Here is a 22,630-nt window from a genome sequence, read left to right as displayed (position 1 = left end):
GTGCTCATGGGTTAAATACCCTAAGAGAAAGAATTAGAAGGAGACAGAAATGAAGAAAAAATTACTAGCATGTTTGCTTTTCTTATTTCCATTCGTTGCATTCGCTGGTCATGCTCATGCTGAAACGATCAAGGTCGTTTTTGACACAGCATATGCACCGTTTGAATTTAAGGATTCAGATCAAACCTATAAAGGAATTGACGTAGAGATCTTGGACAAGGTCGCTGAAATCAATGGCTGGGATTTGGACAAATCCTTCCCGGGATTTGATGCAGCGGTCAATGCAGTTCAAGCTGGTCAAGCAGATGCCATCATGGCCGGGATGACCAAAACAACAGAACGTGAAAAAGTCTTCACCATGTCTGATACTTACTATGATACAAAAGTTGTCATCGCGACTACGAAAGCCGATAAAATCACGAAGTACAGCCAATTAAAAGGGAAGACAGTCGGTGTTAAAAACGGAACTGCAGCCCAACGCTTCCTCGATAAAAACAAGGACAAGTACGCCTACAAGATCAAGACTTTTGATACCGGTGATCTCATGTATAACAGTTTATCAGCTGGTGCAGTGGATGCAGTCATGGATGACCAACCTGTTATTCAATACGCCATCCAAAAGGGTCAGGACCTAGCTATCAATATGGACGGGGAAGCAGTCGGTGGCTTTGCCTTTGGTGTTAAAAAAGGTGGAAATCATGAAAAGTTGATCACTGAATTTAACAAGGCTCTCGCTCAAATGAAAGCTGATGGAACACTTGATGAGATCATCAAGAAATGGACAGGTGAAAGTCAATCATCAAGTAACAGTGCTGTTCCAGAAACCACCACTCCTGCTGGTCAAAAAGCAACTCCTAAAAAATCAAAATATAGCATTTCAAGTGATTCTTCCTTTGCACCATTTGTCTTCCAAAATGGAAAAAACAAATACACAGGGATCGATATGGACTTGATCAAGGCTATTGCCAAAGACCAAGGATTTACCATCGAGATTAATAATCCTGGATTTGACGCAGCAGTAAGTGATGTCCAATCCGGCCATGCGCAAGGAATGATCGCAGGGATGACCGTAACAGATGCTCGGAAAGAAACATTTGATTTTTCTGAACCATACTACACGGCCAATTCTATTCTAGCCGTTCAAGAAAGCAGCAAGATTGATTCATATGATGACCTAAAAGGAAAGACAGTCGGTGTTAAAAACGGTACTTCCTCACAAAACTTCCTTGAAGAAAACCAAAAGAAATATGGTTACAAGATCAAAACCTTCTCTGACGGAGCTTCTATGTACGATAGTTTGAATTCTGGTTCTGTCGCAGCGATCATGGATGACGAACCTGTTATCAAATACGCTATTAAACAAGGACGTAAATTCAAAACACCTATCGAAGGAACTCCAAGTGGTCAACTAGCATTTGCCGTTAAGAAGGGTGAAAATCCTGAATTGATCGAAATGTTCAATAACGGTCTTGCAAACTTGAAGAAAAGCGGTCAATACCAAAAGATTCTCGATAAATACCTTAAAGCAGATAGCAAATCAAGTACTTCAAGTACAACAGCAGATGAAACAACGATCTGGGGCTTGCTTCAAAACAACTACAAACAATTGTTAAGTGGTTTGGGTGTCACTCTTGCCCTTGCCCTTCTCTCTTTCGCCATTGCTATGGTGATCGGTGTTATCTTTGGGATGTTTAGTGTTAGCCCTTATAAATGGCTTCGCTGGACTGCTGAGATCTTTGTCGATGTTATTCGTGGGATCCCACTCATGATCCTCGCCGCCTTCATCTTCTGGGGAATTCCAAACTTGATTGAATCGGTCACAGGTCATCAATCCCCAATCAACGACTTTGTTGCAGGTACCATCGCCCTCTCCCTCAATGCTGCTGCCTATATTGCAGAAATTGTTCGTGGGGGGATCCAAGCTGTACCGATTGGACAGATGGAAGCCAGCCGAAGCCTTGGGATCTCTTATGGCAAGACCATGCGCAAGATCATCTTGCCACAAGCAACCAAACTCATGCTTCCAAACTTTGTTAACCAATTCGTCATTGCCCTGAAAGATACGACTATCGTTTCTGCGATCGGATTGGTAGAACTCTTCCAAACTGGTAAGATCATCATCGCTCGAAACTACCAAAGTTTCAAGATGTATGCGATCCTTGCCGTCTTCTACCTCGTGATTATCACCTTGCTAACACGATTTGCAAAAAAATTAGAAAAGAAGGTTAACTAATGGCTAAATTAAAAATTGATGTCCATGACCTCCACAAATACTATGGTGAAAATGAGGTCTTAAAAGGAATCTCAGCAAAATTCTACGAAGGGGATGTGGTCTGCATTATCGGACCGTCTGGTTCTGGTAAATCGACCTTCCTTCGTAGTCTCAATCTCCTCGAAGAAGTTACAAAAGGTCAAATTACAGTTAATGGATATGATCTAACCGATCCAAAAACCAATGTTGATTTGGTCCGTGAAAATATTGGGATGGTTTTCCAACACTTCAACCTCTTCCCGCACATGAGCGTCCTTGAAAACATTATGTTTGCGCCAGTAGAGCACAAACTGATGACTCGCGAAGAAGCTCAAAAAGTCGGAATGGAATTGTTGGAAAAAGTTGGACTCGCAGATAAATCCGATGCCAATCCAAATAGTCTTTCCGGTGGTCAAAAACAACGTGTGGCTATCGCACGTGGACTTGCCATGAATCCAGATATTATGCTCTTTGACGAACCTACTTCTGCCCTTGACCCTGAGATGGTTGGAGATGTATTGAACGTTATGAAAGAGTTGGCAGAGCAAGGCATGACCATGATCATCGTTACCCACGAGATGGGATTTGCCCGCCAAGTAGCCAACCGCGTCATCTTTACCGCAGACGGTGAATTCCTCGAAGACGGCAAACCAGACCAAATCTTCGACAACCCACAACACCCACGTTTGAAAGAATTCTTAGATAAGGTTCTAAACGTTTAAAAATAGTGGTTTCTGAAGCATCTAGCAATTTTGCTAGATGTTTTTTTAGATGAAAAAAGCATTTTCAAATCTGAAAATGCTTAGATTGAAGATAAAGACATATTAAAAACTTTCCTTAGGTGAGTACGGACGTCAGCGAACTTCTACGAAGTTCCATGACTTAGTTTTGAACCTAAAGTTTCAAAACTCCCGAGTGCCTGAAACTAAATTGTTTCAGGCACTTTTCTCACGGCGGAAAGTTTTAATGTTCTCTTAATTCGTTATACAAATTAGGTAGATATTTATTTCTTTACAGAATCACTTTACTTATTTACTTTAAAAATAGTTTGTCTACATTCTAACTAATCTGTTGCTGAGCTGTCTGCATCTTGTAGTATACACCTTGCGCTTGCATCAGCTCTTCATGAGTGCCATGCTCAACAATATCGCCATCCACCATGACAAGAATCATATCGGCATTTTGAATGGTCGACAAGCGGTGAGCAATGATAAAGCTGGTCCGTCCCTTCATGAGCTGATTAAAGGCATCTTGAATCAAGACCTCAGTCCGAGTATCGATGGAGGATGTCGCCTCATCCAGGATCAAAATCTTAGGAACTGAAAGGAAAACCCGAGCAATCGTTAAGAGTTGGCGTTGACCTTGGGACAAAGACTCTCCAGCATCTGAAAGATAGGTATCGTACCCTTGTGGCAACTGCCGAATGAAGAAATCTGCATTGGCCGCTTTGGCTGCTTCTATGACTTCTTCTCTAGTTGCATCTGGACGAGAAAAGGCGATATTTTCATGAATGGTCCCAACCTTGAGCCAGGTTTCTTGCAAAACCATACCAAACTGTTGGCGGTAAGAAGCACGGGTGTAGTCCGTAATTGGTACCCCATCAATCGTGATCTCTCCAGAATTAACAGGGTAGAAACGCATGAGCAAATTAATCAAGGTCGACTTTCCTGCTCCTGTAGGTCCTACAATGGCAACCTTACTGGCAGCTGGAACCTGAATGGTTAAATCTTTGATCAAGGTCCGACCCAAATCATAGCCAAATGTGACGTGTTCAAAACCAATCGCACCTTTAACATCCTGACTTTCCAGAACCCGTTGCCCTGTCTCTTCGACCTCAGCTTGATCCAAGACGCTGTACAAACGCTCTGCACAGGCAAGGGCACTTTGGAGTTCTGACAAGACAGAAGAGATATCATTAAAAGGCTTGGTGTATTGGTTGACATAATTGAGGAAGGTCACCAATTGACCGACAGTAAAGTGAGATCCCGAAATAATACGAACCGCACCAAATCCAGCCACTACCGCATAAATCAAGGCATTCACAAAGCGAGTGGCAGGGTTGACAGTTGAAGAATAAAAGACAGCGGATTGGGAATAATTGGCATAGCTTTCATTCGTCCCCTTAAAAGCCGTACGGAATTGATCCTGAGCGTTAAATGACTGGATCAAACTTTCCTGGGTCAAGGACTCTTCGATCAACTGAGTTTGAAGACCACGCGCCTTGGTCTGCTTTTGGAAAAGCGTATAAGAACGCTTGGCAATAAAACGAGCAATCAACAGGGATAAAGGGGTCAAGACCAGAACCGCCATCATCATAAAGAAATCCAATTCTGCCATGGTCACGATGGTGACAAGAATGGTTAAGAGGCCAACAAAAAACTGGTTAAAGACCATCAGAAGACCACTATTGAGTTGCTCTACATCGGTCGTGAGGCGACTGACGAAGTCCCCGCTCCCTTGTTTATCTAGATAAGACAAGGGCAATCGGTGTACTTTTTCCATCACTTCTGCTCTCAGGCTTTGGCTAAACCGATAGATCAATTGATTGTAGAGAAGAGGATTGATCCATTGGATCAGGGTATTGGCCACAATGACCAGAACCATTTGGATCAAAACGGGCCATAAGACTGTCATCCCTTGAGGATTGATGACTAAATCAACTGCATGTCCGATCAGGATCGGTAACAAAACCGTTAAGGCCACTTGAGCGATGGTTCCAAGACTGGCTAGAATCAGGAGCCCGGGATGGTGAGCAAAATTTCTAAACAGACGTTTTACATAACTAGAACGTTTTTGACTCATGCTTCCTCCCTCCCGTGTTGTGAATAATGAATTTCTTGATAAATCTCATTGGTAGACAAGAGGAAATCATGATTTCCCAGTCCTACTTGATGTCCCTTGTTCAAGACCAAAATCTGATCAGCAGACTTGAGACTATTGGTTCGTTGAGATACTAAGATCAAACTTGTATCACTCAATTCTTCTTTAATCGATTTTAAGAGACGAGCTTCCGTCAAATAATCCAAGGCGGAGGTTGAATCATCCAAAATTAAGAAAGGAGCCTTCTTCAAAAGGGCACGCGCAATGGTCAACCGCTGGCGTTGGCCACCTGAGAAATTTCGACCAAAGGCTTCCACTGGTTCATCAAGTTGTCCTTCTTTTTCACGGACAAAATCAGCCGCCTGAGCTGTTTCTAGCGCCCACCACAAATCATCATCCGATAGATTTTCTTCCATTCCAAGTAAGAGATTCGAGCGGATGGTTCCTCTAAAGAGCTCTGCCTTCTGTGGGACAACAGCTACCCACTCCCGCCACTCCTTGAGAGTTTTAGGAGAGTGACCTTGATGATAGAGGGCTAATTTCCCTTGACTCACGGTATACAAATGACTCAATAACTGAACCAGGGTGGATTTCCCAGATCCTGTACCACCGATAATTCCCAACATCTGTCCATGATCCAGATCAAAGGAAATATCTTCTAGAGCTGGGCTTGAAGCCGTTGGATAAGTGAACGAAACCTTCTGGGCGCTGATCGCTTCTTGCTCTGTTGCAGTTTCTACTGGCAAAGCTTCAAGGAGGTCTTCTTCCTTCAAATCAAAAATCTCTTGGACACGCTTGGCAGAAATATAGCTGACATTTAAAGACGTGACCAGCATAGCCAGCTTGATCAATTCTGTTAAAATCTGTAATAAATAATTGACCAAAGCGACCAACATCCCTTGGGTTAGAAGACCAGCAGAGATATTCAATTGTCCTTGCCAAATGACACAAACCAAGGTCGTATTGACCACAAGGAAGGTCAAGGGACTTACCAAACTAGACCAGATACCAGCGCGAATTTGCCAGATCTTGTAGTCCTGATTGACCTCTCTAAAATCTTCTAATTCTCCAGACTGTTGTCCAAAGGCCCGAATCACCCGCATCCCTTGAAATTGCTGACGCGTCACCGTGACCATTCGGTCTGTGATTTTCCGAATCTTGGCAAAAAGAGGATTGACAATCCGAGACATGATGACAATAATCAGGGTTAAAATCGCCACCATCCCCAAGAACCAAAGGGTAAGTTTAGGACTGATGGTGAAGGCCATGATGATAGATCCAAAGACAATGATCGGTGCCCTCAAAAAGAGACGCAAGAATTGGTTGATCCCAACCTGAATTTGATAAGTATCAGAAGTCAGGCGGGTTACCAAACTAGAAGTACCGATCCTATCTCGCTTGTCCTTTGGAAGTGATAAGATCTTATCATACAAATCCTTGGTCATCTCGCGGGTAAAGCCGACAGCTGCTTTAGAAGAAAAATACTGGGCCGTAATAGCTACGACAACACCAAAGCTCGCAAATAAAAACAAAACACCGACCGTCATCACCACTGCGCTCGTTTCCTTTTTCGGAATGACCTGATCGACTAAGTGGGCGATGATTAAAGGGACACACAATTCAAAAATAGCTTCTAAAAGCTTAAACACGGGCCCTAGAAAAGTTTCCCATAGATAGCCCTTAAAATACTTCAATAATGATTTCATACAACTCGATTCTTTTTAAATAGGATATACCTATTTTACCACAATTATAACTGACAAAAAAACTCTCCCTGCCAAGCAGAGAGTATGAGAACGTAGACAAACTGCTCTTTTATACAAATTTATTAACTTCTATAAAGATAAAATAATTTTATTTGTTAGAGCTATTCAATCATCTACTGAAACTTTCCGCTGTGAGAAAAGTGCTAGAAACACTATTGTTTCTAGCACTCGGAATTATTGAGACCTTAGGCTCAATAATTAGTCATGGAACTTCATAGAAGTTCGCTGACGTCCGTCCTCGCCTAAGGAAAGTTTCTAAGATGAGTTTGTCTTCAATCTTACTATTCCTACATAGCATAGAAGGATTGTTCAGTTTTTCTGCTATTTAAATCTTGTTAGACTCAAGAACCCTATAAGTTTTATTCAGTCTTTGTCACCTCGCTTAAGGTCTTGCCCATTCTCCCTAAACCAATCAGTAAGAGAGGGAAAGATAGGAATGTTATAAGGCCTAGCACAAGAAAGACTGCTACAAATCCACAAGTATCGATTAACCAACCAGTCAGTGGGAAAATCACGATCATAGATAAACTAAACATCATGGAATTGATACTCAGCATGGTTGCTCGCACACTGGATGGCAGATATGCTTGTAAATCATTGTAGTAGATGGGTTGGTAAACGGCATAAAGAGCATTGGTCAAGAGATAGACACACAGATAGGCGAATGGAGTCTTTACACCTACCAAAAACAAGGCCAACCCAGTCAGTGCAACCAGAATCGGAAAGACTTGATTACTATTCCATTTTTTCCCGATTTGACTGGCCAGATAAACCGCCAGGAGATTGAATCCACTACCAATTAACATGATAAGCGAAACTTGCCAACTGGCTAAGTCACTAATTTTCTGTTGGTAGTAAAAATAAAACATACACATGATGGTCCCTACCAACTGATAGGTGAGCATCCAGTAAAACAAGACTGGTTTGTCCTGCCATTCTTGTTTCACTACCTCCAATATCCGCTTTAAGGTCAAGTGACTTCGTTCATCACTCTTGCTCTCTGGCTCCTTCATGAGAAAAATCAAGAGTATGGAAAGCAAGGAAAGGCCAATGGAAATATAGTAGGTCCAAGCCAATGCTCCGTGAATAAAGAAGCCTGCCACAACTGTACCTAAAGTTCGGGTGACTTCGGCCACACCAGACAAGAAGCTAGAAATCTGAAGATAACGGTCTTTTTGACCTGCTTCCACAGCTGAATCAAATAAGAAAGCTGTACTGGTCCCCGAGTCAAAATTATAAGACCAAGCATTGATTATCATAGCAATGGCATAGATCCAAAAATTCCCCTGACCAAATAAAATCAAGATCGAGGATCCAATACTGGACAAGCGAGCCAAATAGAGATTGGTCTTGTAGCTAAAGCGATCTGCTAACATACCAGACGGGATCTCACACAAGAGACTCGTCCCATGAAAGATACTCTCTAATAAACCAATCTGAAGCAAAGAAAGGCCATTCTGAATAAAAAAGAGAATCCAAAAACTGGTGATTCCAAAATAAGATGTAAATTCCAAACCTGCTAGGAGTGAAATATTGCGTTTGTAAGTTCTTTTAAACATTGTTTTTCCTCTTTCAATAGATTATATAAGTGTTTCTAAAAGACTTACTTAGATTTGCCTACATCTTCTCCACCTCCTTCAGTTTTTCTTGATTCATTTCTTGACGCAGCTGGGCCACTTGATTAGACAAGGACACCAACAATTCGGTTTGCAACTTTTGAATTTCCAGTAAATCCGTCTGGTCTTGTTGCACCATATGGTCAATCTTCGTATGCAGTAAGCGAATTTCTCTTTCTGACTCCATATTGACGTTAAAGTCATTTCGCGCTTGCAGGCGATCATAATCTGCTGCCCTGTTTTGGCTCATCATAATCAAAGGAGCTTGAATCGCCGCAATCGTAGAAAGCGCAAGATTGAGCAAGATGAAGGGATAAGGATCAAAATTCCAGCCAAAGGGATGCAAGACATTGATCAACATCCAGATAGCCATCATCAGGATAAAACTAATGATAAAAGTCCAAGAACCACCGAAGCGCGCAACAGAATCCGCTACCCTCTGACCGAAGGTATAGCTGGCTGTCAAGCGGTCTTCAACGTTAAAGGGGCGCTCGCTTTCGGGCATGACACCTGTCACCTGCTGTTTAATGGCTTCGTTTTTATCATTGGCACGCTCAATAATCTGACCTAGATAATCCATGCAATATTGGCTCAAATTTTTATACGTGATAAAATCATCCATTTGACTTTCCGGGTAGGATGTCTTGAGCATCTGTTGAATGCTATGGTCTAGATCTGCGATCAAAGCCCCCTGACCATCCTCGTATTCTTTCCCATCGATGATATCTATTTTCAGCATTGAGTTTCCTTTCATAGTTTTTGGAGCAGATAAAAGTGAAAAACGCCTAATGGCGTTTTTACGTCTATTAAGGTTTGATACGGTGCAACATGCGTGGGAATGGAATGGCTTCACGGATGTGTTTTGTACCAGCTGCGAAGGTTACCATACGCTCGATACCGATACCAAATCCACCGTGTGGAACTGTACCGTATTTACGAAGGTCAAGGTAGAATTCATATTCTGTGCGATCCATGCCAAGTTCATCCATTTTTGAAACGAGGGCATCGTAGTCTTCCTCACGCATAGAGCCACCGATGATTTCTCCATATCCTTCTGGAGCAAGCAAGTCTGCACAAAGCACGCGCTCTGGATTTCCAGGAACTGGTTTCATGTAGAAGGCCTTGATAGCTGCTGGGTAGTTCATGACAAATGTTGGCACACCAAAGTGGTTTGAAATCCAAGTTTCATGTGGTGAGCCGAAGTCATCACCATGTTCCAAATGCTCATAATCCGCATCTTCATCATTTTCATGCTCTTGCAAGAGATCAATTGCTTCATCATAGGTGATCCGTTTGAATGGTTCCGCAATGTAGCGTTTCAAGAGCTCTGTATCACGTTCCAAGGTTTCCAAAGCTTGAGGAGCACGGTCCAAAACACCTTGAAGAAGAGCTTTGACATAAGCTTCTTGCAAGTCAAGTGACTCATCGTGGGTCAAGTATGAATACTCAGCATCCATCATCCAGAACTCTGTCAAGTGACGACGAGTCTTAGATTTTTCGGCACGGAATACTGGACCAAAGTCAAAGACGCGACCAAGGGCCATCGCACCAGCTTCCAGATAAAGCTGACCTGATTGGCTCAAGTAGGCTGGTGTTCCGAAGTAGTCTGTTTCAAACAATTCAGTTGAATCTTCCGCCGCATTTCCTGAAAGAATGGGGCTATCAAACTTCATGAAGCCGTTCTTATCGAAGAACTCATAAGTTGCATAGATAATAGCATTACGGATTTGCATGACAGCAACTTGCTTGCGTGAACGAAGCCACAAGTGACGGTTGTCCATCAAGAAGTCTGTACCGTGTTCTTTTGGAGTGATTGGGTAATCTTGTGATTCACCGATCACTTCAATATCTGTGATATCGAGCTCATAACCAAATTTAGAACGCTCGTCTTCTTTAACAATCCCTGTTACAAAGACAGAGGTTTCTTGGCTCAAGCGTTTGATGGTATCAAATTTTTCAAGACCCACTTCTTCTCCGAATTTTTCGATAAAGTTTGGTTTAAAAGCCACACCTTGGAAAAAAGCAGTACCGTCACGCAATTGCAAGAAAGCAATTTTTCCTTTACCTGATTTGTTGGCCACCCAAGCACCGATGGTCACTTCTTGACCAACGTAGTCTTTTACTTCGATGATAGTAATCCGTTTTGTCATCATTCATCTTCCTTTTCTCGTTAAACTTGTCCGAAGACATTATCTTCTTAATTGTATCATAAAAAGGCTTTCAGTGCTAGGTTCTACCTGTGAAAACCAGATTTTTTTTAAAGAAAAAGATCCTCAGCTCATTACTAAGGATCTTGTAATTTTATTTTTCCATAAAGGCCTTGAGTCGGCGAACAGCTTCTTTGAGGGTATCCAAATCTGTTGCATAAGACAAGCGAACATTTTCAGGGGCACCAAAGCCAGCTCCCGTTACTAAAGCAACCTCTGCTTCTTCTAAAATTGCTGTGGTAAATTCCGTCACATCCGTATAGCCCTTCATCTCCATGGCCTTCTTGACATTTGGGAAGAGATAGAAGGCTCCTTGAGGTTTGATGGCTTCAAAACCAGGTACTTCATTCAACAAAGGATAAATAGTATTCAAGCGCTCTTCAAAAGCTTGACGCATGATCTCAATAGAAGATTGATCTCCTGTGAGGGCTTCGATTGCAGCATATTGGGAAACGGTTGTTAAGTTGGAAGTTGTTTGGCTGATCACCTTGGCCATGGCTCCAATAATCTCAGGATCACCCACTGCAAAACCAACCCGCCAACCAGTCATAGCATAGGTTTTAGAAACTCCGTTAATCACGATGGTTTGCTTGCGAATCGCTTCTGACAAGCTAGAAATGGGCGTAAAGGTATTGCCATTATAGACCAATCGCCCATAGATATCGTCTGCCAAAATCAAGATGTCATGTTCGACAGCCCAATTTCCGATTGCCTCGAGTTCTTCTTTACTGTAGATCATTCCTGTTGGATTGGATGGCGAGTTCAGCAAGACCACCTTGGTCTTGTCTGTCCGTGCTGCTTCCAGTTGCTCTACCGTAGCCTTGAAGTGATTTTCTTCTGTTGTTTGGAAAGTAACAGGTGTGCCTTCTACCATCTTGACCTGGTCTACATAAGAAACCCAGCAAGGGGTTGGAATGATGACTTCATCTCCTGGATTAATGACAGAAGTAAAGAAGGCATAGAGGATAAACTTGGCACCAGTACCGACCACTACTTCATTACGGTTCACAGCATAGCCATAAAACTCTTTCATATAATCGCTAATGGCATCCTTCAATTCTGGAAGTCCAGATGCGACCGTATAAAAGCTAGCGCGACCATCCTCAATGGATGCGACTGCTGCTTCTTGAATATTTTTTGGAGTCGCAAAGTCAGGTTGACCCAGGGTCAAACTTAAGATATCACGACCTTCTGCCGCCAAAGCTTTGGCACGCGCATTTGCAGCCAAGGTCACACTTTCTTCCATTTCCAATACACGATTTGATAATTTCATATTTCCTCCTCAAATCTTAAAAAACACCGGTGACTTTCCCAGTCTTGAAATCCACCACATAATAGGAGCTCCCAGCCTTGACTTCCCAGATCGGTTTGCCTTTAAAGCGTCCAAAAGTGACACGATCAATCGCGTCCTGACTCTTCTCTTTGACGACGGAAGCTGCCTCTTTGGAGCTAACTCCTTCTTTCAAAGGGTAGGTATAGACTGCTTCATCCGCCTGCCCCACCAAAACCGCTAGATCTTGCCCCTCTTGGTCCTTGCCAATAAAGGAAAGATAGGCTTCTCTGCCATGAAAGAAACTCTCCGTCTCAATGGTCGCAATCGAAGAGTGAGACAGAGCTATTTTTCTTGCTTGTGCCATTTGATCCTGCAAGCGATCAGAAGTTTTTTCAGCAAGAAATAGCCAAGAAAAAAGGACCGTCAACACTAAGATACAGATTCCTATTATATGTTGCCATATGATAAAAAGATTATTTTTCTGTTTCACTCCCCCATTATACACCAAAGCCACCTAGAATTCTATAGATTTTCAAGAAAGAATTGTTACTAATATTTCATACCTGTTACAATGTTTTAGTATAAAATTGTTTGATAAACAAACTAAAATTAACACCTTGTATATTTTATGTTCATAGTTCAATAAATTTGTCACAATTTTGTAACTAATTTGAAAATAAAATTAAACGACAGAAACACTATTTATTGATAAAATATAGATATGGAAAATTTAAAGAGATTATTCAAAGAAGCAAACGTAGATTTAAAAACCATGATCGTCTTCCACAAGGCAGAACGATTGATCCGTGCGTCTGAGGCTCATATCTTTAAAAAGCACCAGTTGACACCAACTCAATTCTCTGTACTTGAGACCTTGTACAGCAAAGGCGATCTCCGCATTCAAGATCTGATTGATAGCATTCTTGCGACCTCTGGAAATATGACTGTGGTTATTCGCAATATGGTCCGCGATGGTTGGATTACACGCGAAACCGATCCAGAAGACCGCCGTGCTTATCTAGTATCTATTACAGATGCCGGTCGTAAAAAGATCGAAGAAGCTCTTCCAGATCATATCAAAAATATTCAACGCTTGATGCAAGTCTTTAATAGTGGCGAGCAAGCTGAGTTGACAGAACTCTTGAAGAAATTCAAACATATCGCCTAAGCCTACTGCTCAAGACGATTCTGACTCCAAAATCCTCTATTTTGGAGTTTTCATCGTGCATTCTCTTTATCTAACAGATCAAAAAAATATTCCTGACGCTTCTCAGGAATATTTTTATTTATTCTTTCACAAAGACCCATTCCTTCTCTTGCGATAAATCCTTACGATAAGAGAAACCTGCCACTTCTAGTGATTTCAGATCTTCTAGCTGGGTGATTTCTTTCTTCATCATAGCTGTCACCATGGCCCCACGTGCTTTTTTTGAAATCGTCGAGTGAATCTTCAGTGTCCCACCACGATTCTCCATGAATTTGATCCGAGTCATTCGCTCACGAATAGCTTTTGAGAAGACCTGTTCAAACTCAGAAGACAAAAGGGATAAGATCTGTTTCTCACCTTCTACTGCCTGATCATAGTCCTCTTTCCAGAATGCCTTTAGAGACTTTCCAGCTGGTTTTAGCTTCATCATAAAATCTAAGCGATGGGGAGCAATTCCTTCATAGGCAGGTAGTACACCGTATAAAGCAGTCGTGATCAACAAATGTTCCTGCAGATAAACCTGCTCTTTTTGGGATAAGTCTTGACGCTCGATACTACGGTACATGAGGCCATCAAACAGTTCCAAAGCAGGATAGGTTTTAGCACTCCCAGCTAACAGAGCCTCAATTCTTTCTTTTTCTACTAGGGCTCTTTCTTCTGAGATGCCGTAAAAGGTCGCTAATTCTTCTAGGGAGAATGCCTTCAAAGCTTGAAGGATGGTTTTTGTGTTCTCTGACAAGGGTTGGGGCTCGACGATACGAGCCTGTTCGTTCAGTTCTTTGGCGGATGGAATTAATAGTTTCATAGGTCTATTGTACCATATTTTTCAAATTTTCTTGACAAGAGTTTTTATAAATGTTATTATCTAGTTATGAAAACTAGATTAAAGAAAGGTGAAGATTTCGTGTCCACTTTTTCCTATCCAACGTGGGAGCAACTGCCTGAGCTAGATCTCTATCTCGATCAGGTCCTTCTTTATGTCAATAAAACCTGTGCACCTGTTCTCTCTTCTTCTGACAAGGGCTTGACGGCTGCCATGATCAACAATTACGTAAAACATGGCTATGTCGAAAAACCAGATAAGAAGAAATACCAGCGTAGACAGGTGGCTCGCTTAATCGCTATTACAACCTTAAAAACGGTCTTTTCTATTCAGGAGATCGCTTCTACCTTAAATTTCTTGCAGGACCAGGCGAGTTCAGATCTTCTCTATAATAGCTTTGTCGCTTATCTCAATGAGCAAAAAGAGCCGATCGCTCCTATCATTCGCTCTGCCTGTCAGACCGTTCAACTTTATCTAGAAACCCTATCTTATATTCAACCAGTAAAAACGGAGGAAGAAACTGATGAATTACACCATGAAACTAAGTAAAAAATTATCCTTTGGAGAAGAGATCGCCAATAGCGTAACCCATGCTGTTGGCGCCCTCCTCATGCTGATCTTGCTTCCGATCTCTGCAGTCTATAGCTTTGAACAACACGGTCTGCTCAGTGCTTTTGGAACTTCTATCTTTGTGATCAGTCTCTTTTTGATGTTTCTGTCTTCGACCGTCTACCATGCTATGTCTTACGATTCACCTCAAAAGTATGTACTTCGCATTATCGACCATTCCATGATCTACATTGCGATCGCAGGTAGTTACACACCGGTTGTCCTCACCTTGATGAACAACTGGATGGGCTACAGCATTATCTTGATCCAATGGGGGACCACCATCTTTGGTATTCTCTACAAAATCTTTGCCAAAAAAGTCAATGAAAAGTTCAGTCTCGCTCTTTACTTGATCATGGGCTGGTTGGTCATCTTTATTATTCCCCAAATCGTTAGCCAAACCAATCCGATCTTCTGGGGTCTCATGCTCATGGGCGGTCTGTGCTACACGGTTGGAGCTGGCTTTTATGCTAAGAAAAAACCATATTTCCACATGATTTGGCACCTCTTCATCCTGGCAGCTTCTGCTCTTCAGTATTTAGCCATCGTTTACTTTATGTAATACGCTCACCACTCTTATGAGTGGTTTTTTTGTGATTTTTTCTGTACAATAGTAAAAAACTGTATGGGGACAGTCAAGATGAAGACGAGCAAATACCAACAAATTATTCATGTTCTAAAAAAAGCCATTCAAGATGGCGAACTGGAGACTGGAGAGAAAATTCCTTCTGTTCGCCAGTTAGCCGGTCAATTTTCTTGTAGCAAGGACACAGTGCAACGAGCCTTGCTGGACTTGACTTACCAGCACTTCCTCTATGCTAAGCCTCAAAGTGGCTACTATGTTTTGGAGCAAGAACCTGATCGACATGAGGATCTTCCACTAAAATTAGAGAAAGACCGCAACCAAGCTTTCGAGGACTTCCGGACCTGTATCAACGAAACCTTGATTGGACGGGAGAATTATCTCTTTAATAACTTTTCGGACCAAGCAGGGTTAGTTGAAGTACGCCAATCCATTCAAGGCTTATTAAAGGAAGAAGGTATTTATACGACTGCAGATCAGATTGTTTTGACTGCTGGTACCCAGCAGGCGCTTAATATCCTCAGCCAGATTGACTTTCCCAATAAAAAATCGCAGATTTTGATCGAGCAACCGACTTATCATCGGATGAACCAACTCTTAGATTCGCAGCAACTTGCCTATCGTACCATTCAACGTAATTTAACAGGGATTGATCTCGAGGAACTTGAAGAGATTTTCAAAAGTGGCTATATCAAATTCTTCTACACGATCCCTCGTTTTCACTATCCGCTTGGCCATAGCTATTCGACCAAGCAGAAAGAAGCGATCTTGCAACTAGCTGACCAATATGATGTCTACCTTGTTGAGGACGACTATTTGGGAGATCTTGATAGCAGTAATGCTCCATCTTTTCATTATTTGGATCAAAAGGACCGGGTCATCTATATCAAATCTTTTTCGACCAATCTCTTTTCTGCTCTTCGCATCACTTCCATGATCCTTCCCCAAGCCCTTCTTAAGCCGGTCTTGACCTATAAGACGATTCTGGACTATGATAGCAATCTGATCATGCAAAAGGCCTTAAGTCTCTACATTGATAACGGTATGTATCTGACCAATAAAAAGCGACTCCTAGCCAGAAAAAAAGAGGAAGAAGCCAGTCTAAAGACCTTGATGGCCCAGTCTACTCTTCTTCCCCATCTGACCCTGAACCACGACGGGATCCTTTTAGAACTCAGCCAAGTTCAATCTCTTGCTGCCGTAAAACACAGTGGACTCCCGCTTGATTTCTTTGAAGCAGCCTACATCACTTCTTGTCCTTATCAACTCGCCAAGATCAAATCAGCAGATGTGGCCAATGTTCTACCAAAGCTGACAACTTTTTTTGACTTGAATGTCGAGAATTGTTCATATAAATAAATCAAATTGCTTTTCTTTCATTCTTATTAATTAGAATAATTCAATATTATCTGAAACATTCCGCCGTGAAAAAGTGCCTGAAACTTAATGGTTTCAGGCACTCGGAATTATTGAGACCTTAGGCTCAATAATTAGTCATGGAACTTCGTAGAAGTTCGCTGACGTCCGTATTCACCTAAGGAAAGTTTCTTAGAAAATATTTTTCCAATCTGAAAGCTCGTTTAGTTAAATACTAGACGAGCTTTTTATCTATTTCTTTAATTGCTCATAAAGAAGTTTGGCATTTTGAAGGCCGATCCGATAATCGAGACGAATCAGGCGAATCGCTTCCATCTCCTGTTCTTTGAGGTACTTCTCTCTTTGTTCCTTGGAAATACTACCTGGTTTTAGAAGATAATGAGTGAATTGATTTCTGACTTTATTGAGCTCAACTTGAAGGGTGAAGTAGAGTCCAAATAAGACAATCACAACTCCCATCATGATCAGATCGTTTGACATGGTGTATGCTCCCTTTTCTATTCTTTTCTATATTTTACAGCTTTCAAAGAAGAAAAACAAGGTTAAATTTGCATTTAGACCTTGTTTGTCCTTATTTCATCATACCGGCCTGGAGGTCATACATTTTCTTATACGTTCCTCCTAGAGCAATGAGCTGATCGTGGTTGCCTGATTCGATGATTTTTCCCTTATCGAGAACATAGATGCAATCGGCATCTTGGATAGTAGAAAGACGATGGGCAATAGCAATGGTTGTCCGCCCTTGGCGCATCTTCTTCAGAGAGTTTTGGATCATTTCTTCCGTCTCTTGGTCAATATTAGCCGTGGCCTCATCCAAAATGAGGATCTTAGGCTGGGCAGCAATGGTCCGAGCAAAAGCCAGAAGCTGACGCTGACCGGTCGATAAGGTAGACCCCCGCTCTGTTACTGCATGATCATAGCCACCAGGTAAACCCTCAATAAAGTCTGCCACATCCACAAATGCAGCTGCTTGTCGGATTTCCTCATCTGTCAGTTCTTCATGGTACATCCGGATATTAGAAGCAATGGTTCCATGATAGAGAAAAGGTTCCTGCAGCACTAGACCGATAGACTTTCGCAAGGCTTCCTGGCTGTAGTCCTTGATATCCTTTCCATCAATCAAGATCCGTCCGCGATCAAATTCATAAAATCGCATAAAGAGATTGATAATGGAAGATTTACCAGAACCAGTATGACCGACAAAGGCGATGGTTTGTCCATTTTTTACCTCAAAGGAGATATCTTTTAGGACATCCCGTTTACCATCATAAGAAAAAGATACATGGTCAAAACGAATATTTCCCCGATCGATTTTTTTCAGGCTACTAGCTTGCTTAGGCTCATAGTCGTCTCGATCCATCATCTCAAAGACACGACCTGCAGAAATGGTTGAGGTTTGCAAGGTTGCAAAATTTTGAGTGACATCAATCAAGGGTTGAAAAAGCTGGCTTACATACTGAATAAAAGCATAGATGAGACCCGCTGTAAAGGCTGAGTTACGCCAATTTAGCCCGAAAAAGGTCAAAATGACCGCATAGGCCAGGACCTGTAAAAGGGTCATTGCTGGTCTCAAAAAGAGGGAATTGACATCTACAGAACGATTAGCATAGTCCAAATGCTCCCCATTAATCCGTTCAAATTCATCAGTCAAGCGCTTTTCTTGACGAAAGGCCTGCACAATCCGCATTCCCTCAATAGATTCTGATAATTTCACATTGATATCTGATAGTTTCTGTCTGGTCATCTTAACCAAGCGATTGGATAACTTGCGATAGAGACGGATGGAAAACCAAATGATGGGAAGAAAAGGCAGGATCCAAATGGTCAAATGCCAGTCCAAGCTAAACATAGTTACTAGAGTGACTAAAAAGAGTAAAAAGGATGAAACCAGGCTTGAAAAGACAGTAGAAAACATATCTGCAACTGCCTGGGTATCATTGGTCACCCGCGAAACAATCGAACCTGCTGCTGTCTGGTCATAAAAGGACATACCCAGCCTTTGAAGATTTTGGAAAATATCTAGGCGGATATCTCTTACGATAGAATTGGATACACGCGCAAAGGTTAACTGGCTCAGGTAAGTTGCTAGCACGCGCCCAATGAATAACCCATAGTAGAGAATCAAAAACTGAAAAGCTGTCAGTACTGGAGAGCCTGCTTCTGTTGGATCCACTAGGTGGTCAATATACCAGCGAGCTGCAAGAGGGATCGCCGTCAATAAAAGACTAGTCAGGAAGGTAAAGGCTAAGGCTAGGGCTGTTAACCACTTATAACGCCACATGTAAGTCAAGAGCCGCTTCATCACATGAGCTTCAGATGTTTTCATTCAGCTTTCCCTCCATTTCTTCTGATAATTGTTGGGCTTGGTAGGTTTCATAGTACCAACCTTTTTGAGCCATTAATTCCTCGTGATTTCCTCGCTCCTTGATCTGTCCATTCTCCATTACCAGAATCAAATCCGCATGAACGATCGCTGATAGGCGATGGGCTGTGATGATCGTTGTTTTCCCCTTGCGTTCCTGCTTCATATTTTCAATGATTTGGTGCTCCGTTTTAGCATCTACTGCAGACAGTGAATCATCCAAGATTAAGATCTCAGGATTCATGACCAAAGCACGACTCATGGCAATCCGTTGCTTTTGTCCGCCAGAAAGAGAGACCCCTCTCTCTCCCAGCACTGTCTCCATCTGGTCTGGCATGGCCAGAATATCTTCATAGACTCCACAAGTTCTCAGAGCCTTCATCACCTCTTCCTCCTTGATCTGTGGATCTGAAAAAGCGACATTCTCGCGAATGGTCATGGCAAAGAGAATCTGATCTTGAGGGACGTAGCCGATCAAGCTTCGAAGATCTTCTAAGCGATAATGTTTGATGGAGATTCCATTGAGCAAGATATCTCCCTGCTCCAAGTCGTGCTCTCTAAGCAAGAGACGCAACAAGGTGGTCTTTCCAGATCCAGTTGGACCCACAATTCCAAGGGTTTGCCCTTTTTCTAAATGAAAGACAACCTTTTCAAGGACAGGCTCTTTCTCATAGGCGAATTCTTCAATGTCATATTCCAGATCGCCATTTTGAATGTTTTTGACTGGTTGACTTGGATCTTGGATATCAGGTGTTTCTGCTAAAAGTGTCTCAATCCGATCATAGGAAACGCTAGCACGCTGACTAATATTAAACAAGAAGCCCATAGCTTGAAGGGGCCAGACGAGCATATTTAGATAGGTAATAAAGGTTACGATTTGTCCAACTGTCAGGCTCCCTTCCTGAACAAATAGCCCCCCGAAGTAGAGCGTCAAGACATAGGAGAGACCGACAAAAAGAAGAGTGGTCGGATCAAACAAAGCATTGTAACCGGCGGAAGTCATATTCTTTGAAAAGACCATTTGATTGGTCTTTTCAAAAGCCTGAATCTCATCTGCCTGAAAGCCAAAGGATTTGGTCACCTTGACTCCTGATACTGATTCCTGAACAAAGTTGTTCAACTCTGAGAAGCCTTCTTGGGCCTCTTTGAAGGCTTTGTGATTTTTGCGTCCAATGGCTGAAGTCACTACCACCATAACCGGTAGGGGCAAAATAGCCAAGAGGGTTAAGCGCCAATCAATCATGAAAAACATGCTGACTAGGGTCACCAAGGCTGTCACAGAAGCATCTACAGCAGACATAACCCCACCACCAGCAAACATGGTTACCGCATTGATATCATTAGTAGCATGGGCCATGAGATCCCCTGTCCGATAACGCTGATAAAAAGACGGAGACATGAGCGTAAATTGCTTAAACAAACGGTAACGCAAGATCCGAGCCAACTTATTGGCAGTTCCAAAAATATAGCGTCTCCAGACAAAACGAAGGCCATACATAGCAAGAGCTGCGAGGACCAAAAGAGCGATATCTACAACTAACTGCCCCAGCGTCAGCCTTCTTTTATCGATCAAATCGATCACAAGTCCCATGATTCTTGGAGGAATGAGATTTAAAAAACTAACCAAGATCAAAGACCCTATCCCGATCAAGTATCGCTTCTTCTCCAATTTAAAAAACCAAGATAATTTTCTTAACAGATGCATCTTATTTCCCCTTTTTGGTGAGTTGCCAGCTACTATCCACCAGAGCAAATAAGTCCTCATCAGTAATTGTTTCATCTAGAGGAATACTCACCCAATATTTTTTATTCATATGAAAAGCTGGATAAATCCCTTTCTGCTGGATGAAATGGGCTACTTGATCAGACTTAACATTCAAAACTTCTATTTTCCCAGACTTGCCAGCATCCAGTTTTTTCCAATCAATGGTCATAAAGACACCATACCACTTGAGGGTGTCTCGGTGGCGAATGGCACCCGATTCCGGAGATCTCTCCCACAAATACTCAATCGTTCCCTGATAGTTCAGGGAAATATAGGACATGAGACGCTTGGCTTGAGGATAGAGAAATTCTTCTACCTCAAAACAAGCTTGCCGAATCCTTGCAAGACTTTCCTGACAGGCTTCCCTGACTTGGCCGACGAAATTTCCTTGTAGCTGTTCCAGATGGATCTGGATATACTCGTCCCCTGTATCCTGATCATAGACCTGAAAAGAAATCTTCTGGTCGCAGACACGGACCTTTAAGAGAAAAGTGTCAGATAAGACGGGACACTGGTATGCATAGCCTGCCCCTCTCTTCTCAAATCCGTAAGCCAATCCCTTTTCTGGCTGAAAGGTGTACCGGTCAAAATAATGCTCTAAAAACATTTTCTCTCCCTTATTCATTTTTGCACTAGAAGAGGCTGGAAACAACGTCCCCAACCTTGATAACGGATCTTCAAAACTACTTCAAGCAGTGATCGTTTCTTCTTTAAAACACGATGCGCGTGCCATGCAGTTGACAAACGCCCAATTGCTCCAAAAAGAGCTGACGATTGTCAAGGGTCACACCTCCACCTGGCAGGATCTGAATTTTTCCCTTAGCCGCATCTAATAAACGATGATAGTGGGCAAAACGTTGCTCTAGTGGGTCACCTGGACTTCCAGCTCGTGTTAAAATGCGGGCCACACCTTGTTCAGAAAGCCACTCAATCGCTTCTAGCTGATCTGTATGAGCTAACTCATCAAAGGCCATATGAAAGACAACCTCTGCCTCTCCACAGGCTGCTAGTAAAAGCTGCATGATCCTCTGGTCCAACTTTCGATCGCTCGTCAGCGCTCCCAGCACAAAACAAGTAACCCCTATTTCTTTCGCAGCACGAATATCCGTCAGCATAGCTTCGACTTCCAGATCAGTGTAGACAAAATCGCCACCACGGGGTCGGATAATGACACATAGATCCACAGACTTCTCTCTTGTCAGTTTGATTGCTTCATTGATCACACCTATACTCGGTGTGGTCCCGCCTACTGCCAGGTTGTCGCACAGTTCAATGCGACCTGCCCCAGCAGCAATCGCCTTATCAATATAATTTAAATTCTCTGCACAAAATTCAAAGACAAGCATGACAACTCCAATTACAAAGACTTAAAACAAGGATATACTAACAGTTACCTTAGCATTGCCATTTTCCACTCTCGCTTTTGAGATACTATAGCCTGCTTGAGGGATCTCAAGGGTGATTTGATCACCATTCACTGTAAAGCCGCCTCCATTTTGATTGGATTGATCCTTCAAATAGTTGAGAACCAAGAATTTTGGAATGGGCATTTTCCCTAATTTAGCACCGGTCACAGTCAAATTCATGACATTGTTTTCAACTTGACCGGTCATGGTTAAATCTAGATAGCTATCAACTGGCCCTAAGGAAACAGGAACTTTGACGTGAAGGTCATTGCCATCCATTCCTAGTGCCATCTTTTGATAGTCAGAATTGTCAAGGGCAGAACCAGCACTTGATTTTACGACCTGACTTAATTGTACAGAATTGAGACTTAGCTCAGTTGAGAGTCCTTCCGTGCTCACAGAGGCGTTTGAAACAGCATTTTGAGCCAACTCAATCAAAGAACTCCCTGCCTGCACATTTCTCAGTTGCTCCCCTTCAGGGATAGATCCAGGAACCAACAAGATCACTAATAACATAAATAAAACGATCACCATGCCAATTAGGCGTCTCATCCACTTAAACATC

At 42.4% G+C, this 22,630-nt stretch carries 20 protein-coding genes; 6 read left to right on the top strand and 14 right to left on the bottom strand.

Annotated elements, in window-relative coordinates; genetic code table 11:
• The first annotated feature begins 49 nt into the window (after positions 1-49).
• Positions 50-2,233, top strand: coding sequence for an amino acid ABC transporter substrate-binding protein/permease (locus K1I56_RS00325; protein ID WP_223324655.1), 2,184 nt, complete (start codon positions 50-52; stop codon positions 2,231-2,233).
• Entirely contained in the window at positions 2,233-2,973 is a 741-nt protein-coding gene (locus tag K1I56_RS00320) for an amino acid ABC transporter ATP-binding protein (RefSeq protein ID WP_201037485.1), read from the top strand. Before K1I56_RS00325 ends, K1I56_RS00320 begins: the two co-directional genes overlap by 1 nt.
• Positions 2,974-3,310: 337 nt before the next feature.
• Here K1I56_RS00320 and K1I56_RS00315 read toward each other — a convergent pair whose 3' ends face one another.
• The 7 genes from K1I56_RS00315 to K1I56_RS00285 form a co-directional block, all read right to left on the bottom strand.
• On the bottom strand, positions 3,311-5,053 hold the full coding sequence (locus K1I56_RS00315) for an ABC transporter ATP-binding protein (RefSeq protein WP_223324654.1): 1,743 nt from the start codon (positions 5,051-5,053) through the stop codon (positions 3,311-3,313).
• The gene (locus K1I56_RS00310; RefSeq protein ID WP_223324653.1) at positions 5,050-6,777 is read right to left on the bottom strand and encodes an ABC transporter ATP-binding protein; all 1,728 of its coding nucleotides are present in this window, start codon (positions 6,775-6,777) and stop codon (positions 5,050-5,052) included. Before K1I56_RS00310 ends, K1I56_RS00315 begins: the two co-directional genes overlap by 4 nt.
• 419 nt (positions 6,778-7,196) lie before the next feature.
• Positions 7,197-8,396, bottom strand: coding sequence for an MFS transporter (locus tag K1I56_RS00305; protein ID WP_223324652.1), 1,200 nt, complete (start codon positions 8,394-8,396; stop codon positions 7,197-7,199).
• Positions 8,397-8,454: 58 nt separating this feature from the next.
• The gene (locus K1I56_RS00300) at positions 8,455-9,192 is read right to left on the bottom strand and encodes a DUF1003 domain-containing protein (protein ID WP_049496354.1); all 738 of its coding nucleotides are present in this window, start codon (positions 9,190-9,192) and stop codon (positions 8,455-8,457) included.
• Between the two features lie 67 nt (positions 9,193-9,259).
• Complete coding sequence (gene asnS / locus K1I56_RS00295; protein WP_155199679.1) at positions 9,260-10,606, bottom strand: asparagine--tRNA ligase; 1,347 nt, start codon at positions 10,604-10,606, stop codon at positions 9,260-9,262.
• A 148-nt stretch (positions 10,607-10,754) separates the two neighbouring features.
• The gene (locus K1I56_RS00290; RefSeq protein ID WP_003014756.1) at positions 10,755-11,933 is read right to left on the bottom strand and encodes a pyridoxal phosphate-dependent aminotransferase; all 1,179 of its coding nucleotides are present in this window, start codon (positions 11,931-11,933) and stop codon (positions 10,755-10,757) included.
• Positions 11,934-11,949: 16 nt separating this feature from the next.
• Positions 11,950-12,297, bottom strand: coding sequence for a cell wall elongation regulator TseB-like domain-containing protein (locus K1I56_RS00285; protein ID WP_223324651.1), 348 nt, complete (start codon positions 12,295-12,297; stop codon positions 11,950-11,952).
• Between the two features lie 357 nt (positions 12,298-12,654).
• Between K1I56_RS00285 and K1I56_RS00280 the strand changes: the two genes are divergently transcribed.
• Positions 12,655-13,101: a MarR family winged helix-turn-helix transcriptional regulator gene (locus K1I56_RS00280; RefSeq protein ID WP_003001765.1), complete on the top strand. Its 447-nt coding sequence runs from the start codon at positions 12,655-12,657 to the stop codon at positions 13,099-13,101.
• Positions 13,102-13,219: 118 nt separating this feature from the next.
• Here K1I56_RS00280 and yaaA read toward each other — a convergent pair whose 3' ends face one another.
• Positions 13,220-13,945, bottom strand: coding sequence for a peroxide stress protein YaaA (gene yaaA, locus K1I56_RS00275; protein WP_195529200.1), 726 nt, complete (start codon positions 13,943-13,945; stop codon positions 13,220-13,222).
• A gap of 66 nt (positions 13,946-14,011) precedes the next feature.
• Between yaaA and K1I56_RS00270 the strand changes: the two genes are divergently transcribed.
• The 3 genes from K1I56_RS00270 to K1I56_RS00260 all read left to right on the top strand — a co-directional run bounded on the left by K1I56_RS00270 (position 14,012) and on the right by K1I56_RS00260 (position 16,514).
• A complete protein-coding gene (locus tag K1I56_RS00270; protein ID WP_049498294.1) occupies positions 14,012-14,512 on the top strand; it encodes a DUF1836 domain-containing protein in 501 nt (166 codons plus the stop codon).
• Positions 14,487-15,134 carry a PAQR family membrane homeostasis protein TrhA gene (gene trhA, locus K1I56_RS00265; RefSeq protein ID WP_003011253.1) on the top strand — a complete coding sequence of 216 codons (648 nt, stop codon included), beginning with the start codon at positions 14,487-14,489 and terminating at the stop codon, positions 15,132-15,134. Before K1I56_RS00270 ends, trhA begins: the two co-directional genes overlap by 26 nt.
• Positions 15,135-15,197: 63 nt before the next feature.
• Positions 15,198-16,514: an aminotransferase-like domain-containing protein gene (locus tag K1I56_RS00260; protein WP_223324650.1), complete on the top strand. Its 1,317-nt coding sequence runs from the start codon at positions 15,198-15,200 to the stop codon at positions 16,512-16,514.
• A gap of 249 nt (positions 16,515-16,763) precedes the next feature.
• Here the strand turns inward: K1I56_RS00260 and K1I56_RS00255 are convergent, their stop codons facing one another.
• The 6 genes from K1I56_RS00255 to K1I56_RS00230 all read right to left on the bottom strand — a co-directional run bounded on the left by K1I56_RS00255 (position 16,764) and on the right by K1I56_RS00230 (position 22,629).
• Entirely contained in the window at positions 16,764-17,012 is a 249-nt protein-coding gene (locus tag K1I56_RS00255) for a hypothetical protein (RefSeq protein ID WP_223324649.1), read from the bottom strand.
• Positions 17,013-17,103: 91 nt separating this feature from the next.
• Positions 17,104-18,858: an ABC transporter ATP-binding protein gene (locus K1I56_RS00250; RefSeq protein ID WP_223324648.1), complete on the bottom strand. Its 1,755-nt coding sequence runs from the start codon at positions 18,856-18,858 to the stop codon at positions 17,104-17,106.
• Positions 18,845-20,599: an ABC transporter ATP-binding protein gene (locus K1I56_RS00245; RefSeq protein ID WP_223324647.1), complete on the bottom strand. Its 1,755-nt coding sequence runs from the start codon at positions 20,597-20,599 to the stop codon at positions 18,845-18,847. Before K1I56_RS00245 ends, K1I56_RS00250 begins: the two co-directional genes overlap by 14 nt.
• A 1-nt stretch (position 20,600) precedes the next feature.
• A complete protein-coding gene (locus tag K1I56_RS00240) occupies positions 20,601-21,266 on the bottom strand; it encodes an MmcQ/YjbR family DNA-binding protein (protein WP_223324646.1) in 666 nt (221 codons plus the stop codon).
• Positions 21,267-21,369: 103 nt separating this feature from the next.
• A complete protein-coding gene (locus K1I56_RS00235; RefSeq protein ID WP_223324645.1) occupies positions 21,370-22,005 on the bottom strand; it encodes a copper homeostasis protein CutC in 636 nt (211 codons plus the stop codon).
• A 21-nt stretch (positions 22,006-22,026) separates the two neighbouring features.
• Positions 22,027-22,629, bottom strand: coding sequence for a hypothetical protein (locus K1I56_RS00230; protein WP_223324644.1), 603 nt, complete (start codon positions 22,627-22,629; stop codon positions 22,027-22,029).
• Position 22,630 lies beyond the last annotated feature (1 nt).

It is taken from the genome of Streptococcus parasanguinis, assembly GCF_019929185.1.
In the GTDB taxonomy this organism is placed as follows: Bacteria; Bacillota; Bacilli; order Lactobacillales; family Streptococcaceae; genus Streptococcus; species Streptococcus parasanguinis_O.
Note: the sequence above shows the minus strand (reverse complement) of the source record. Positions and strands in the feature narration are given on the sequence as shown.